Genomic DNA, 15,260 nt, shown 5'->3' with positions numbered 1-15,260 from the left:
AACACCCACGTCTAGTCGGCAGCGCCATTGCCCATCACTCTCCTTGGCATATGTGGCTGTAGTTGCGCCAGTCGTTGTAATAATTTCCGATGTTTCGGGGTCGGTGTTGCGTCACGAACGTGCCAACCATCACCGCTAAATCGCATGATCGGGCCATATCGAGGCGCTCTACGCCGAACTTCAGAGAGAATGCCGGGTCCGAACAGTAGGCCTCGACTAACGCCAGAATGTTTTCTCTGCCCCGGATTGTAAGGCCAGTGAACATCGCAATTCCGTCTTCGGCAAAAAACGAAGTTATGCGAGCGGGATCAGAGGCCAGCCAAGCTTTCTGCCAGTCCGCCTCCATCGCAGCCACTTCCGCACGTGCCTGAGCCTCATAATCGATCGCCATTTCTTTCCCCTTATTCAGGCTACAACACGATAAGTTTAATCACCCATCGGACATTATCACCAGAAAAAACAAGCCATGCCCGGTTGGACAGTGGGAAGCTATTCGGCAGCAATTGACCGCCCAAGACGGGCACATGTCTCCTTTCCACCCACACATCTCCGTTGCGGCGCTCCTAATCAACGCGACTCGTCTAAAAGACCACTTGCAGGTTTTACGTCGAGAAACTGCCGGGCGGCAAGCGCCCAATCTCGGCCGTCCAGCACAAATTCTCGGTTTCCTGAAACCTGCCGTTCGCTGAGCAATTGCTCTTCGGCGAGAGTTGGGCCGGTTCCGGACGGTCTGCTTGCAAAGCTAGCTGCACGATAAGCGGACTTTCGGCTCCTGACCCTTGTGTGGACGATCTGCACTTGGGCCTTTAACCGTTTTCCTCCGCCACTAGCCGCGCATGGACTACGCTCGGAGGAGCAACCCAAAGAACGCTGGCACCCCACATCAGGAATCCATAACCAAACCATGGGGAGTCGAAGCAAAGCATCGTGACGATCAGGGCGATTGCGAGATAGGCGAGAAAATAGCGCCCGCGGCGCCTTCTTAATGGTTGCATGATCGGGTCGTGAGTAACTGACTCATAATCGCCAAACCAAGCCATCAACAAGAGGCTTGCCAAATTGAGCGCGATGCTGGCCACCATGATCGCGGCACCCAGGCCGTCATAGGGATGTTCCGCTGCCGTGCGCGCGCCAAAGGGAACCAGTGTGATCCAAAAGAGGACTAGCAGATTGTATCCGAGCATGTTGCTGCCGATCCGCTCCACATGCTCGAGGAAATGATGATGAGTGATCCACGCCATACCGATTACGAAAAAGGCTCCTGCGTGCACCAACAGGCCAGGCGTTGCGGTTCTGAGTCCCGCCAAACCGAGACTTTCGGGGACCTTCAGGTCGAGCACGAGCAGCGTGAGTATGATTGCAAACACTCCGTCGCTGAAAAGTACGAACCGTTCCTTGTTGATCGTGCCCATTTTTGCCATCTCCCCGAACATGCCTAGCCTACACCGGCACGGTTGTGATGAAACCGGCAATTTCCAGGAAGCGGAAGTGAAGCTTTCCACCCCTTACTCGCCATTCCCGCTCCGTCTGTCTATCAGGCGAGACTGGATGCAGACCGACAGGTTTCGGGACGGAATGCTGCCTGACCGCAACCGCTCAATAGCCGCCTCCTCCGAGCCGCGATGGACTTCCAAAAGCAGGCACTGATTAACTGAGGGATTGCAAGTGGCCTGCAACCGTATAGCCAATGAGCTACATGGGAGAATCGCCTGAAATCGCGCCGGTTGCGGCTTTCGAAGCTGATCCTGCCCAAGCGCCCAAGTGCGAGGATCAGAGCGTGGAAATTCACAAACCCAAGCCGGTCCATAACTCGCGCGAGTTCCTCGGCGAGGTAGCGATAATCGTGCTGGGCGTCCTGATCGCGCTCACGGGGGAACAACTCGTCGAGGCGTGGCACTGGCACGAGACGGTCGATGTCGTTCGCACGTCACTAATGGGTGAACTGGCAAATGATCGTGGTCGGTGGGAAGTCAACATGGCGATTGCTCCCTGCGCCGTAAAAGTGATCGACCGGCTGGATCGTTGGGCTCAGGAAGCACCCGTAGGCGCCGCGGTCCCGATTAAATCGACGAGACCAAGCGACGCAATCATGTTCTGGATGCACTCGGCCAACTGGGATTTAGCCAGCGGAAGCCAGACATTGAGCCACTTTCCGCTCAAGGAACAGCTTGCCCTGGCCGCGCTGTATGATGGCCTCGCGCATCGTCAGTTGGATTTAGAAAAGGTCTCGGACCTCTCGGAACAGCTGGCGACGCTTGTGCCTTTGGCGACCGATACTGCTGAGCGGCGTCAGTTGCGCGTCACGATCGGCAATCTGAAAACTAAGCTGCGCAGCATCACGTCCAACGATGCTTACATGACGCGTCATTTCGACGCACTTGGCATCAAGGCAGATCGGAGCGACATCGAGGCCGATCTGACCGATCTTGGTTGCGAGCATTGAATCAGACGAACGCTGTTTTTCGGGATCGCGTGAGACCCTCGGCAGGCCGGATACGCTGCTGAGCTCACTTGCGGCGTGGTTAACCCGCTCAGGATCACGATGCATGTAGCGCAGCGGTGTAGTTATCGCGATCGTGTCCCACTACGTGGTGCAGCTTCGCCGGTGCGATGACGGCGGTCTCCGGCAGGGCCGGATCGATCACGCTGCCATGGCTGGAAAAGCAGTCTGGTGGCAAGCGCCGCAATGGACGCTGTCGCATGCGAGCGAACGGCAGCTTTTGGGAACTGGGTTCGCGTCGCCGAACGGCCGAGAGTAGGGCGCCTAGCTGCCGCCATCGATTGATCCAGCGACGGCAGCTTAGGCAATCCTCGTTCCCGAAAGCTGTCGGACTGCAAACCACCATTACCAGACGCAGCGACATTAAGCGTTTGCGGCGCGGGTCAGGTTGAGGAACACGTCCTCCAGATCGGCTTCCTTGGTTGTTACGTCGACGATGCCGAGGCCGTCGGCCTGGACCGCGGCGAGGACTTCGCCGGCGTTGACGCGGCCCTTGTGGTAGGTGATTTCGAGGACGCGGTCGCCCTTCAGCACGATCTTTTCGAAGCACGCGGCCACCGGCGCGACGGTCAGGTCGCGGTCGACCGTGACCGCGACGATCTTTTCCTGTGCCATCCCGACGAGGTCGCGGGTCGGTTCGTTGGCGATCAGCTTGCCGTGGTTGATGATCGCGATCCGGTCGCAGAGTTCCTCGGCTTCCTCGAGATAGTGCGTGGTCAGCACGACGGTGACGCCCGCGGCGTTGAGGCTGCGGACATAGGTCCATAGTTGCTGGCGCAGTTCGATGTCGACCCCCGCGGTCGGTTCGTCGAGGACGAGGACGGGGGGCGCGTGGACCATCGCCTTGGCGACCATCAGGCGGCGCTTCATGCCGCCCGACAGCGTGCGGGCGTAGGCGTTGGCCTTGTCCTCCAGATGGACCGCGCGGAGCAGTTCCATCGTCCGCCGCTGCGGCTTGGCGACGCCGTAGAGCCCGGCCTGGATCTCGAGCGTTTCGAACGGCGTGAAGAACGGGTCGAACAGGATTTCCTGGTTGACGATCCCGATCGACGCCTTGGCATTGCGGGGGTGTTCGGCGATGTCGAAACCCCAGATCGACGCGGTGCCGCCGGTCTTGTTGACGAGCCCCGCCAGGATGTTGATCAGCGTCGACTTGCCCGCGCCGTTGGGACCGAGGAGGCCGAAGATCTGGCCGCGGGGGACGTCGAACGTCACCGCGTCGAGCGCCTGCTTGCCGCCGGCGTAGGTTTTGGAGAGGGACTGGATGCTGATCGCGGCTTCGGTGGTCATGGGGCGGGGGATAGGCCGCGACGTGTAACTCTACAATCCTCCCCCGACGGGGGAGGGGGACCATGCGGAGCATGGTGGAGGGGCAGCCAAGCAGGACTAGTGCTTGGCGCTGCCCCTCCACCACGCTCTTCGAGCGCGGTCCCCCTCCCCGTGCCGGGGAGGATTGTGGGCAGCACCGGCGCTTGCTATCGCGCCACCATGGTACCGCCACCCGAAACCGTCCGCGTCTCCCACCGCCGTGTCGCGTGCGATGGCGCCACCGATATTCCGGGCGGCGCGGCGCTGGGGCATCCGCGGGTGTATCTTGAGATTGACGAGAGTGGCTATGTCGATTGCGGCTATTGCGACCGGCGGTTCATCCTGGTTGGCGGCGCGGCGGACGGCGCGGATCAGTCGCTGCTACCCGATCACGGGGATGGCGCGGGGCGGTAGGATGCGGGGGCTGGCCTATCTGCTTGCGCCCGCGCTGATCGCCGCCGCACCCCCATTCGACAGGAGTCCGACGATGCATGCGATTGGAACGTTCACGGTCGAGATTACGCCCGAAGCGCAGGCTGACGCGCCCGCGGGCGGGTTGCCGACGGCGCGGATGGGGATCGCCAAGACCTTTACCGGAGGCATGACCGGCACCGCGACCGGCACGATGCTGAGCGCGGGCGCACCCAAGCCGGGTCAGGCGGGGGCCTATGTCGCGGTCGATCAATTCACGGGCACCGTCGATGGGCACGGCGGAGGGTTCGCGTTGTTGCACCGGGGCACGATCGACAAGGCGGGCACGGCGGACCTCAGCGTCGTGATCGCGCCCGATACCGGGACGGGCGCGCTGGCGGGCATCGCGGGGACGTTCGGTATCGAGATCGAGGGCGGCGTCCATCGTTACGACCTTACCTATACGCTGCCCGCCAAGCCTTAGGTTTACGCGAGGACACCGCGCTCCTATCTTTAGGGGATGACGATAGCTTCAGACCCCCGCTCGTTCCTGTATCGCGACACGCTGTCACCCGACGCCGCGCAGGCGCTGACCGCCGCGGCGCTTGGCAAGGCCGATGACGGCGAACTCTATTTGCAATACAAGAAATCGGAGGCGTTCGGGTTCGACGACGGGCGGCTGAAGACCGCGAGCTACGACACCAATGCGGGGTTCGGGCTGCGCGCGGTATCGGGCGAGATGACCGCGTTCGCGCATGCCAACGAGCTGTCCGAAGCCGCGATCAAGCGCGCGGGCGAGACGATGGCGCTGATCGAGCCGGGGACCGCGGCCAAGGCACCGCCGCCGCAGGGGACGAACCGCCACCTGTATACCGACGCCGATCCGCTCGACCTGGTGCCGTTCGCGGACAAGGTGAATCTATGCCAGACGATCGATGCCGCGGCGCGCGCGCGCGATCCGCGGGTGGCGCAGGTGTCGGTGGGATTGAGCGGCACGTGGGCCGTGGTCGAGATCGTCCGCGCCGATGGTTTCGTCGCGACCGACGTGCGGCCTTTGGTGCGCCTCAACGTCCAGATCGTGGTCGAGCAGAATGGCCGGCGCGAGACGGGCACGTTCGGGATCGGCGGGCGGTATCTGTACGATTCGCTGTTCGAGCCCGCGACGTGGAACCGCGCGATCGACGAGGCGCTGGCGCAGGCGCTGGTAAACCTCGAATCGGTCGCCGCACCCGCGGGCGAGATGACGGTGCTGCTCGGGCCGGGGTGGCCGGGGATCGTGCTCCACGAGGCGATCGGTCATGGCCTGGAGGGTGATTTCAACCGCAAGGGCACGTCGGCGTTCTCGGGGCGGATCGGCGAGCAGGTCGCGGCGCGCGGGATCACGATCGTCGATGATGGCTCGCTGCCCGACCGGCGCGGGTCGCTGTCGATCGACGACGAGGGCACCCCGACGCGCGAGACGATTCTGATCGAGGACGGCTTCCTGAAGGGCTATATGCAGGATCGTCTCAACGCGCGGCTGATGGGGGTCGAGCCGACCGGCAATGGTCGCCGCGAAAGCTTCGCGCACGCGCCGATGCCGCGGATGACCAACACCTTCATGAAGGCGGGCAAGGATGATCCCGCGGAACTGCTCAGCCGCGTCAAGCGCGGGATTTTCGCCAAGAGCTTCGGTGGCGGGCAGGTCGACATCGTGTCGGGCAAGTTCGTATTCAGCTGCACCGAGGCGTATCTCGTCGAGAACGGCCGGATCGGTGCGCCGATCAAGGGCGCGACGCTGATCGGCGACGGGCCGACCGTGCTCACCAAGGTGGCGGGCGTCGGCAACGACTTCGCGCTCGACGAGGGCATCGGGGTGTGCGGCAAGGGCGGGCAGTCGGTGCCCGCCGGGGTCGGGCAGCCGACGCTGCTGGTCGATGGGCTGACCGTGGGCGGGACCGCGGCGTAATTCCTCGCACCACCCGTCACCCCGGACTTGGTCCGGGGTCCATGATGCCGCGGGCGCCGCGTTCCTGCCGCTAGCTTACGCCAAGCCGCTCGATGGACCCCGGAACAAGTCCGGGGTGACGTTTGGGTAAGGGGCTTGCCTGATCCCGCCCGGCCTGCGACGCTGACCGTATGCTCAAACCCATATTTGTCGCGCTGATCGCGCTTACCCTCGCGTCGCCCGCATTGGCGCAAACCGGGGACCGGACCGAACGGCTGCTCGCCGAACTCGCCGATGCGCCGGGGCCGCCGGGGTTCGAGGAGGATGTCCGCCGGATCGTGGTGCGCGAGGTGAAGCCGCTCGCGGATAGCGTGACCTATGACGGATTGGGGTCGGTGATTGCGAAGCAAGGCGCATCGGGGCCCAAGATCATGCTCGATGCGCATATGGACGAGCTTGGCGGGGTGGTGCGGCGCGTGACGGGGACCGGGTTCCTGTCGATGCAGATGCTCGGCGGCTGGCTCGACCAGGCGCTGCCCGACCAGCGCTGGATCATCATCGGGTCGAAAGGCCCGGTGCGCGCAGTGACCGGGATCCGCGACATCCACGTCGTTCCCGCCGAGGAGCGGACCCGCGTGTTCCCGCGTGATTCGCTGTATCTCGATGTCGGCGCAAAGAATGCCGCCGAGGTCGCGGCGCTCGGGATCGGGGCGGGCGATCCGGTGGTGCCCGACGCGCCGTTCGCGGCTCTCGCCAACGGACGCTATCTGGGCAAGGCGTGGGACGACCGGGTCGGCGTCGCGGTGGTGATCGAGGCGCTGCGGCGGCTCAAGGCGAGCGGCCACCCCAACCAGCTCTACGTCGCGGCGACGGTGCAGGAGGAGGTGGGCCTGCGCGGTGCGCGGACCGCCGCGGACCTGATCAAGCCTGATATCGGCATCGCGATCGAGGGCGGGATCACCGGCGACAGCCCCGGGCGCAACCCCGAGGAAACGCAGGCAGTGCTCGGCGGCGGGCCGGGCATCTTCCTGTATGATTCGAGTGCGATCCCCAATCGCAAGATGGTGGCACTCGTTGCCGACACCGCAAGAGCGGCGGGGATCCCGCTCCAGCGCGACCTCGTCCAGGGCTATGGCGACGACAGTGCCGCGATCCAGGCGACCGCGGGCGGCGTGCCGACGGTGAACCTCGTCGTTCCCGCGCGCTACACCCATGCGCACAACGGCGTGATCGATCGCGGCGATTTCGACGGGATGGTCGATTTGGTGGTGGCGCTGATCAAGCGGCTCGATACGACGACGGTCGCGGGGCTGCGGGATTTTACGCCATAGCGGCGGTGTCAGTAGCTACCGGTAAGGGTGTCGAGCGCCGCCTGGATCTTGAGATACTGCATTGCCAGCGTGCCGATCCTAGTCCGCAGCAGGCTCGCAGGAACAGCGGAGATGGCCTGCGTCATCAATATTCATTCCGCGCCATCGATCGGAAAAGCCGCATTGAGGCGCGCATTGGGCGGCACGCCCTCATGGTCGGCGAACAGCGGCACCACGACGCGGGTCGCCAGATGCCATAATTGATCGGTTTGGCAGTCCACGACGACGTCACCCGACGACAGTCGGTACACGTCGAATTGCGCCATCAGAAGAGTCGGTATTTATCGAGCGGCAGCCCGTTCTTTTTGATCCAAGCGTTATATGCATCGACGGATTCGCGGTTTTCCGCGTAATATTGTCTGGCCTGTTCCTTGCCGACCGCGCGTCGCGCTCCCGCCTCGTCGAGTCCGGTGACGTCCAGATTCAAGGATTTGGCCTCGGCAAACGGATCGCGCCGAGCATGTCGAGCGGCACGGGGGCCGCGATCATCAATCGACGTTGCCATGATCGAAAGATATAGGTCGGGCGCGAATGCGTCAATCCGGAGCCGGGCGATGGAATTCTTCGATCACGTCAACCGCGACCATCGCGACTTTATCGCGAAACAGCCGGTGTTCTTCGTCGCGACCGCCGCCGATGGCGCGCGGATCAATTGCAGTCCCAAGGGCATGGACAGTTTCCGCGTGCTCGACGATTCGACCGTCGCCTATCTCGATCTGGGCGGATCGGGGAACGAGACGCAGGCGCACCTCAGCGCCGACGGGCGGATCACGATCATGTTCTGCGCGTTCGACAACCCCGCGCTGATCCTGCGGATCTATGGCCGTGGCCGCGCGGTGTTGCCACAGGACGAGGGATTCAGTCCGCTCGCTGCACATTTCGAGCTGCTGCCGGGGACGCGGCAGATCTTCGCGATCGCGGTCGAGGGGTTGCAGACGAGTTGCGGCTGGGGCGTGCCGCGGATGACGCTGGAAAAGGAGCGCCAGACGCTGGTGAAATACCACGCGCAGCAGGAGCCCGATGCCTATCTCGCGACGATGGCAACGCGGACGCGGAGCATCGACGGGTTTCCGGTCCGCCCGCAGACGGTGATACCCGCATGAGCTTGGTCGAGGTCGGGCGGTTCGATCGCAATCTTGCCAATATCGTTGCGGGACGGCTCGAATCCGAAGGCATTCCCGCGGTCGTCTTCGATGGCGGCACGAGCATCGCCGATGGCAGCTATCTGCTGATCCCGGTGCGGGTGATGGTCGACGAGGACGATCTCGCCGCGGCCAAGGCGATCGTCGACGCTGCCTAAAAAGCAGGCAGCCGCCCCGCGCTGATCCTATTTTACGCACGATTTGATGTCACCGCGCGTCCGTTCCGCGCTTCCCCGTGGTTGCGCATCTGGCACGAGTGTTGCGATGCAGCATCACGACCAACTGGGGGGGTACGGATGAAACTCATCATCGCGATCATCAAACCGTTCAAGCTCGACGAGGTGCGCGAAGCGCTCACCACGTTGGGAGTGGCCGGCATGACGGTAACCGAGGTCAAGGGCTTCGGGCGGCAAAAGGGCCAGACCGAAATCTACCGCGGTGCCGAATACAGCACCAATATGGTGCCCAAGATCAAGATCGAGGTGGTCTGCGCCGCCGGCCTGGCCGACCGCGTCGTCGAGGCGGTGCAAGCCTCAGCGAACACCGGCGCGATCGGCGACGGCAAGATCTTCGTGCTCGATGTCGGCCAGGCGGTGCGGATCCGCACCGGCGAAACCGACGATTCTGCGCTGTGAGGGGGGACGGAATGAAACACGCATTGAAGATTGCCGCTCATGTAGGCGCGGGCACGGCGCTGTTCCTGGCGCTGCCCGCCTGGGCGCAGGACGCTGCGCTGCAGGTGCCCGCCGCGGCGGCGTCGCCACCGACGGTCGACAAGGGCGATACCGCGTGGATGATGACCTCCACCGTCCTTGTCCTGATGATGATCCTGCCCGGGCTCGCGCTGTTCTACGGCGGTCTGACCCGCGCCAAGAATATGCTCGCGACGATGACGCAGATCGGGGCGGTCGCGTGCCTCGCGATGCTGATCTGGGTGATGTGGGGCTATACGATGGCGTTCGGCGACGGCGGGGGTGATGTCATCTCCGGCTTCGGCAAGGCCTTTCTCCGCGGCGTCACGTCGGAATCGACCGCCGCGACCTTTACCGCAGGCGTCGCGATCCCCGAATATGTCTTCATCTGTTTCCAGATGACCTTCGCCGCGATCACCGTCGCGCTCGTGCTCGGATCGGTCGTCGAGCGGATGAAGTTCAGCGCGGTGATGGTGTTCGGCGCGATCTGGCTGACGATCGTTTATTTCCCGGTCGCGCACATGGTGTGGGCATCGGGCGGGCTGTTCTTCAAGATGGGCGCGCTCGATTTCGCGGGGGGCACCGTGGTGCATATCAACGCGGGTGTCTCGGCCCTCGTCGCGGCGCTGATCCTCGGCAAGCGGATCGGCTATCCGACCGAGCGCATCGTGCCGCATTCGCTGACGATGACCGGCGTCGGCACCGGCTTGTTGTGGGTCGGCTGGTTCGGCTTCAACGCGGGCAGCGCGCTCGAGGCGAACGGGTCGGCGGCGCTGGCGATGATCAACACCTTCGTCGCGACCGCGAGCGCAGGTCTTGCCTGGATGCTGATCGAGCGGGTCAATGGCCACAAGGGATCGGCGCTCGGCTTCTGCTCCGGCATCGTTGCCGGGCTGGTCGCGGTGACCCCCGCGGCGGGCAATTCGGGGCCGTTCGGCGCGATCGTGCTCGGCGCGGTCGCCTCGATCGTTTGCTATTATGCGGTGTCATTCCTCAAACCGAAGCTTGGTTACGACGACGCGCTCGACGCGTTCGGGATCCACGGCATCGGCGGGATGATCGGCGCGATCGGAACGGGCATCGTCTATGCGCCGTTGCTCGGCGGGCCGGGCAAGGCCGATTTCGAGATGGGCCACCAGCTCGTCGTCCAGCTCGCGACGGTCGGCGCGACGATCGTGTGGGCGGCGGTCGGCACCACGGTCGCGATCTACGTCGCCAAGGCGGTCACCGGCCTCAGGGTCTCGGCAGATGTCGAGCGCGAAGGCCTCGACCTCGGCGAACACGGCGAGCGCGCCTACAACTGATCGGGCGCGGGGCCGCCACGCTGGCTGGCTGGCTAGCCCCGCTCCCCACCGACGTTCCTCCTGCGGACGACCTCAGCCCGGTACGGCGACGTACCGGGCTCTTTTTTGTGATTTCCTATCGTGACGCCAAGAGCGGTCAGAGCGCGACAACCTTGCACTGCGCCGTACGTGCTGCGCCTGTCGAAGCACGATGAGACTCACCGCCCTTCGACAGGCTCAGGGCGAACGGTTCAACAGTGGATCGGCTTCACGTCATCGCGCCTTAGTTTTCGTCGGGCTCGGTATAGCCGCTGCTCCAGACATGCTCCCAGAACGCATAGTCCGCGACCGGGCGGCCCCGCGCGTCGGTCGAGGGGCGGAACCGGAGACGCTTGATCAGGACGGCACAGATCGACGCGTTGAGCGCGGCGCTGTCGCTGGCGGCGATGACGGTACAGGCGGTCACGCGGCCGCTGGTGCCGATGATGATCTTGGTGCGCACGCGATGGGGTCGACCGTCGTCGGGCATGCCGCGCGGAAAGTCGTTATCGCGCAGGTCGCGGCTGATCAATTCGAACCCTTCGCCATCGCCGCCGCCGCCCCCCGGACCATCGCCGTCGCGACCGCTGCCGGTGCCCTCGCCGACCCCGCCACTGCCGGTCCCCGGACCGGGAACCGGGGCATTGCCACTATGATCGTTCGCCCCGGTCGAGGCCTTGATCGCGGCGACGATCGGGGGCGGTTGGGGCGGTGGGATGACGACCGGAGGGACGACGATCTCGGTCGCCTTAGCCGTCGAATTGGCGGGCGCGGCGGCCCCCTCCTTGCGGGGCGCACGATCCTTGCGCGGTTTGGGCTGTGGCTTGGGCTCCGGCTTGGCGGGGGGCGGCAGGATCGTAAAGGTCGCCAGCGAATCGGCGACCTTGCGCGGAAAATCTACCGCCAGCCCCGTCAGGAGGGCGTAACCGATCGCGCAATGGATCGCCGCGACCGCGACGATCGATCCCGCGCGTTCGCGGCTGATGGGCTGTTCACCGTACATTCGAGCGCCTCTACGATCGGTTGTCTGAACCGGCGGTTGCGCGATGCGACGCAACCGAATCGATCGACAACCGTTACGCTACCGACACCGATTCCCGGTGCTGAAGGATCGACCCATGCGTAATTTGGTTCTGATGCTGAGTGCAGTATCGCTTGCTATCCCCGCCACGATGGCAGTGCCCACGAGCAAGGCAGAGGCACGTCACCGCCATTATGCCAGCCGCAGCTATCATCACGTCAAGCGCTGCCGCCATTCGAGCGGGACCACCGGCTTGGTCGCGGGCGGCGTCGGTGGCGCACTGGTCGGGCAGTCGATCGTCGGCCACGGGCTGCTAGGCACCGCGGCGGGCGCAGTTGGCGGCGCATTCGCGGGGCGTGCGATCGATCGCACGATTTCCGCTCCCCACCGCTGCCGCTAAGGACGTTTGAGGTCGTCGGCATGGGGTGACGCGCGCGCGGGTTCGCGCTACCGCATCGCATCATGACCGACGACCTCCGCTCCGCCGCCATCGGGTCCAAGGCCTGGCCGTACGAAGAGGCGCGCAAGCTGCTGAAGCGCTATCCGGACGGCAAGCCGGGGGGCGATCCCATCCTGTTCGAAACCGGGTACGGGCCGTCGGGCCTCCCGCACATCGGCACCTTCAACGAGGTGCTGCGCACGACGATGGTGCGCAATGCGTTTCATGCGTTGTCCGACCAGCCGACCCGGTTGATCGCGTTCAGCGATGACCTCGACGGGCTGCGCAAGGTGCCCGACAACGTCCCCAACAAGGCGATGTTGACCGAACACCTCGGCAAGCCGCTGTCGCGCATTCCCGATCCGTTCGACAAGTTCGACAGCTTTGCCGCGCACAACAATGCGATGCTGCGCGAATTCCTCGACCGATTCGGGTTCGAGTATGAGTTCGCGTCATCGACCGATTATTATGAAGGCGGCCGGTTCGACGGAGCGCTGAAGGGTGTACTGCACCATTATCAGGCGATTCTCGACGTGATGCTGCCGACGCTGCGCGCCGAACGCCGCGCGACCTATTCGCCGGTGCTGCCGATCAGCCCGACGAGCGGCATCGTGTTACAGGTGCCGGTCGAGGTGGTCGATGCCGCGGCGGGGATCATCGCGTTCGACGATGCGGGCGAGCGGATCGAACAATCGGTGTTCGGGGGCCGCGCGAAGCTGCAGTGGAAGGTCGATTGGGCGATGCGTTGGGTCGCGCTGGGCGTCGACTTCGAGATGTACGGCAAGGACCTGATCGATTCAGGCATCCAGAGTTCGAAGATCGCACGGATTCTTGGCGGGCGGCCGCCCGAGGGCTTCGTGTACGAGATGTTCCTCGACGAAGCGGGCGAGAAGATTTCGAAGTCGAAGGGCAATGGGCTGAGCCTGGAGCAATGGCTGACCTATGGCCCCGACGAGAGCCTGGCGTTCTACGCCTATCGTGAGCCCAAGAAGGCCAAGCAGCTCCACATGGGGGTAATCCCGCGCGCGATCGACGATTACTGGCAGTTCCGCGGCAATTACGCCGATCAGGACTGGAAGCAGAAGCTCGGCAACCCGGTCCACCACATCCATGACGGCACGGTGCCCGACGAGGCGCTGCCGGTGACGTTCGGGCTGTTGCTCAATTTGGTCGGGGTGATGGGCGGCGATGCGACCCGTGAACAGGTGTGGGGATATCTCGGCAATTATGTCGAACAGGCCTCAGCGGCGGCCTATCCGGCGCTCGACCGGCTGATCGATTACGCGCTCGCGTACGTGCGCGATGTCGTCGCGCCAACGCTCAAGCGCCGTGCGCCCGATCCGATCGAGCGCGCCGCGCTGAAGCGGCTCGACGCCGACCTCGCCGCGCTGCCCGACGATGCCAGCGCGGAGGACATCCAGACGATCGTCTACGAGATCGGCAAGACCGCTGGGTTCGAGTCGCTGCGCGACTGGTTCAAGGCGCTGTACGAGACGCTGTTGGGATCGAGCCAGGGACCGCGGATGGGGAGTTTCATCGCGCTGTTCGGCATCGCCAACACCCGCCGCCTTATCGCGGAGGCGCTGGCGTCGGCGTAGCGCCGGGGGCGGGCAACGGCGTCGCGGTCGGGTCGGGCACCGCCCAGCGCAGCGTGACCGTCCGCCCGCCGCCGACCCGCGTCGCGGCGATGCCCGCCTTTGCAAATGCCTGAACCACCGTGGTCGCCTGCGCGATCGGCCCGCGGACCTCGATCGCGAGGCCGAGTCGTTTCGCCGCCCAGATCGCCTCCCCCAACGCGGCGCGCCCCGCCGCGTCGGGGGCATCGTCGTCGCCGAAGCTGACGTCGGGCAGCGGCGCGGCGGGGGGCACGAGCGCGATCGTCCAGCCCGGCTCGACGCCTGCCACCCTCGATTCGAGGAGGTGATAGGCGGAAAGCTGCGCTCCGGGCAGCAGCGTCGCCGCAACGCGTGCACGCTTGTTGTCGCGATCGACCATGATCTGCCCCTGGTCGACGCCCGCGACCAACGCGAGCCGTTCGACCAGTTCGGCGACCTCCGCGTCGACCGAGCTGACGCTGCCCTGGCTCGCCGCGGCCTGGAGTGCTGCAGCTTCGGCCGCGCCGGGGCCGGTGCCGACGCGATATTGCTCGATCGACACCGCCGCGCCCTGCCCCGCCGCCTTGGCGAAGGTCCGTTCGACCTTCCGGTTGGCGTCGGCGCGATAGGTGGGGGTCAGGACGGTGGCGGTCAGCTTAATCGGGGACGAGCGGAAATCGAGGTCGAGCTGGCTGATCCGAGCCTGCGATCCGAACACGTCGCTGACCGCCTGGCGGGCATAGCTATTGGCGAAATTCTCGAACGCGATCCGGCGCAGCGACAGCCCGAGTGGGACCGCCAGCAGCGCGAGCGTCACGAGGATCGCAATGCTCTGGAACGCGGTCTGGTGCGGCGACAAGGTCGGCCCGAAGCCGTAGATCCGCGCCATCACCGCCGCGGTGAGCGCGATCGTCACGAAATTGGTGACGAACAGCAGCAGCGACCCGAAAAAGACGGTGCCGTTCCACGTCGCGAGCCCGAAGCCGATGACCGCGATCGGCGGCATCAGCGCGGTCGCGATCGCGACTCCGACGATCGTCCCCGCGCGCCCGCGGATCGTCGCATAGCTGCCCGCGAGCGCGGAAAAGAGCGCGATGAGCAGGTCGAACAAATTGGGCCGCGTCCGTGCCGCGATCTCGGTCGTCACGTTCTGGAGCGGGGACACGAGGACGAGCAGCGCGCAGAACAGGACCGCGAAGACCGATCCGCCGATCAGCGCGGTGCTGGCGCGCTTGATCTGGTGCGCGTCGGCGGTCGCGAGCGCGAACCCCAGGCCGATGATCGGCCCCATCAATGGCGAGATCAGCATCGCGCCGATCACGACCGCGGGGGAGGACAGCAACAGCCCCAGGATCGCGATCCCCGCCGACATTGCGGTGTTGAACAGGTAGCGCTGGCTCCACCCCGCATCTTCGTGGACGCGTTCGTTGACCGCCTGATGCTCGACCTGCGCGATCGCATGCGTCCGCCACCAGGCGAGCAGGACGTGATGGGGGCCGGTTTCCGCCATGGCCGATGTGGTTAGGGGCTTTG

The 15,260-nt window shown here is 64.9% G+C and carries 19 protein-coding genes; 11 read left to right on the top strand and 8 right to left on the bottom strand.

What is annotated here, in order from left to right:
• Window positions 1-34 precede the first annotated feature (34 nt).
• On the bottom strand, window positions 35-391 hold the full coding sequence (locus EAH84_RS01195) for a YybH family protein (RefSeq protein WP_140866452.1): 357 nt from the start codon (window positions 389-391) through the stop codon (window positions 35-37).
• A gap of 415 nt (window positions 392-806) precedes the next feature.
• Window positions 807-1,433 (bottom strand): TMEM175 family protein, encoded by a 627-nt coding sequence (locus EAH84_RS01190; RefSeq protein WP_140866449.1) that lies wholly within the window; start codon window positions 1,431-1,433, stop codon window positions 807-809.
• 254 nt (window positions 1,434-1,687) lie between these two features.
• Between EAH84_RS01190 and EAH84_RS01185 the strand changes: the two genes are divergently transcribed.
• On the top strand, window positions 1,688-2,443 hold the full coding sequence (locus EAH84_RS01185) for a hypothetical protein (protein WP_140866446.1): 756 nt from the start codon (window positions 1,688-1,690) through the stop codon (window positions 2,441-2,443).
• Window positions 2,444-2,863: 420 nt separating this feature from the next.
• On the opposite strand, the gene EAH84_RS01180 is transcribed toward EAH84_RS01185, so the two are convergent.
• Window positions 2,864-3,790, bottom strand: a complete 927-nt coding sequence (locus tag EAH84_RS01180; RefSeq protein ID WP_140866443.1) for an ABC transporter ATP-binding protein — start codon at window positions 3,788-3,790, stop codon at window positions 2,864-2,866.
• 198 nt (window positions 3,791-3,988) lie between these two features.
• On the opposite strand from EAH84_RS01180, the gene EAH84_RS01175 reads away from it, so the two are divergent.
• The 4 genes from EAH84_RS01175 to EAH84_RS01160 all read left to right on the top strand — a co-directional run bounded on the left by EAH84_RS01175 (window position 3,989) and on the right by EAH84_RS01160 (window position 7,477).
• On the top strand, window positions 3,989-4,222 hold the full coding sequence (locus EAH84_RS01175) for a zinc-finger domain-containing protein (protein ID WP_140866440.1): 234 nt from the start codon (window positions 3,989-3,991) through the stop codon (window positions 4,220-4,222).
• A gap of 1 nt (window position 4,223) precedes the next feature.
• Window positions 4,224-4,703 carry a DUF3224 domain-containing protein gene (locus EAH84_RS01170; RefSeq protein WP_206663921.1) on the top strand — a complete coding sequence of 160 codons (480 nt, stop codon included), beginning with the start codon at window positions 4,224-4,226 and terminating at the stop codon, window positions 4,701-4,703.
• A 36-nt stretch (window positions 4,704-4,739) separates the two neighbouring features.
• Complete coding sequence (tldD, locus tag EAH84_RS01165) at window positions 4,740-6,167, top strand: metalloprotease TldD (protein ID WP_140866437.1); 1,428 nt, start codon at window positions 4,740-4,742, stop codon at window positions 6,165-6,167.
• Window positions 6,168-6,337: 170 nt separating this feature from the next.
• A complete protein-coding gene (locus EAH84_RS01160; RefSeq protein WP_140866434.1) occupies window positions 6,338-7,477 on the top strand; it encodes a M42 family metallopeptidase in 1,140 nt (379 codons plus the stop codon).
• Window positions 7,478-7,485: 8 nt separating this feature from the next.
• Here the strand turns inward: EAH84_RS01160 and EAH84_RS16265 are convergent, their stop codons facing one another.
• Genes EAH84_RS16265 through EAH84_RS01150 form a run of 3 tightly spaced genes read right to left on the bottom strand, consistent with a single transcriptional unit; the run spans window position 7,486 to window position 8,021 of the window.
• Complete coding sequence (locus EAH84_RS16265; RefSeq protein ID WP_241656392.1) at window positions 7,486-7,602, bottom strand: CcdB family protein; 117 nt, start codon at window positions 7,600-7,602, stop codon at window positions 7,486-7,488.
• A gap of 6 nt (window positions 7,603-7,608) precedes the next feature.
• Window positions 7,609-7,782 (bottom strand): CcdB family protein, encoded by a 174-nt coding sequence (locus tag EAH84_RS01155; RefSeq protein WP_140866432.1) that lies wholly within the window; start codon window positions 7,780-7,782, stop codon window positions 7,609-7,611.
• A complete protein-coding gene (locus EAH84_RS01150) occupies window positions 7,782-8,021 on the bottom strand; it encodes a type II toxin-antitoxin system CcdA family antitoxin (protein ID WP_140866429.1) in 240 nt (79 codons plus the stop codon). The genes EAH84_RS01155 and EAH84_RS01150 overlap by 1 nt, the downstream gene beginning before the upstream one ends.
• Window positions 8,022-8,070: 49 nt before the next feature.
• Here EAH84_RS01150 and EAH84_RS01145 point away from each other — a divergent pair, with 49 nt between their 5' ends.
• The 4 genes from EAH84_RS01145 (at window position 8,071) to EAH84_RS01130 (ending at window position 10,654) form a co-directional block, all read left to right on the top strand.
• On the top strand, window positions 8,071-8,619 hold the full coding sequence (locus EAH84_RS01145; protein WP_140866426.1) for a pyridoxamine 5'-phosphate oxidase family protein: 549 nt from the start codon (window positions 8,071-8,073) through the stop codon (window positions 8,617-8,619).
• Window positions 8,616-8,816 (top strand): DUF2007 domain-containing protein, encoded by a 201-nt coding sequence (locus tag EAH84_RS01140; protein WP_140866424.1) that lies wholly within the window; start codon window positions 8,616-8,618, stop codon window positions 8,814-8,816. Before EAH84_RS01145 ends, EAH84_RS01140 begins: the two co-directional genes overlap by 4 nt.
• A gap of 138 nt (window positions 8,817-8,954) precedes the next feature.
• Window positions 8,955-9,293 (top strand): P-II family nitrogen regulator, encoded by a 339-nt coding sequence (locus tag EAH84_RS01135; RefSeq protein WP_140866421.1) that lies wholly within the window; start codon window positions 8,955-8,957, stop codon window positions 9,291-9,293.
• 11 nt (window positions 9,294-9,304) lie between these two features.
• Entirely contained in the window at window positions 9,305-10,654 is a 1,350-nt protein-coding gene (locus EAH84_RS01130; protein WP_140866418.1) for an ammonium transporter, read from the top strand.
• 262 nt (window positions 10,655-10,916) lie between these two features.
• Here EAH84_RS01130 and EAH84_RS01125 read toward each other — a convergent pair whose 3' ends face one another.
• Window positions 10,917-11,675, bottom strand: coding sequence for an energy transducer TonB (locus EAH84_RS01125; RefSeq protein ID WP_140866416.1), 759 nt, complete (start codon window positions 11,673-11,675; stop codon window positions 10,917-10,919).
• Window positions 11,676-11,790: 115 nt separating this feature from the next.
• Between EAH84_RS01125 and EAH84_RS01120 the strand changes: the two genes are divergently transcribed.
• Both EAH84_RS01120 and EAH84_RS01115 read left to right on the top strand, forming a co-directional pair.
• On the top strand, window positions 11,791-12,093 hold the full coding sequence (locus tag EAH84_RS01120; protein WP_140866413.1) for a hypothetical protein: 303 nt from the start codon (window positions 11,791-11,793) through the stop codon (window positions 12,091-12,093).
• Window positions 12,094-12,155: 62 nt separating this feature from the next.
• Window positions 12,156-13,730 carry a lysine--tRNA ligase gene (locus EAH84_RS01115; RefSeq protein ID WP_140866410.1) on the top strand — a complete coding sequence of 525 codons (1,575 nt, stop codon included), beginning with the start codon at window positions 12,156-12,158 and terminating at the stop codon, window positions 13,728-13,730.
• Here EAH84_RS01115 and EAH84_RS01110 read toward each other — a convergent pair.
• A complete protein-coding gene (locus EAH84_RS01110) occupies window positions 13,702-15,237 on the bottom strand; it encodes a DUF389 domain-containing protein (RefSeq protein ID WP_140866408.1) in 1,536 nt (511 codons plus the stop codon). The two genes, EAH84_RS01115 and EAH84_RS01110, sit on opposite strands and share 29 nt — an antisense overlap.
• Window positions 15,238-15,260: the final 23 nt, after the last annotated feature.

Source organism: Sphingomonas oligophenolica (assembly GCF_006438955.1).
Lineage (GTDB): Bacteria > Pseudomonadota > Alphaproteobacteria > Sphingomonadales > Sphingomonadaceae > Sphingomonas > Sphingomonas oligophenolica_A.
The sequence above is the reverse complement of the archived record's forward strand: the minus strand, read 5'-3'. Positions and strand labels throughout refer to the sequence as shown.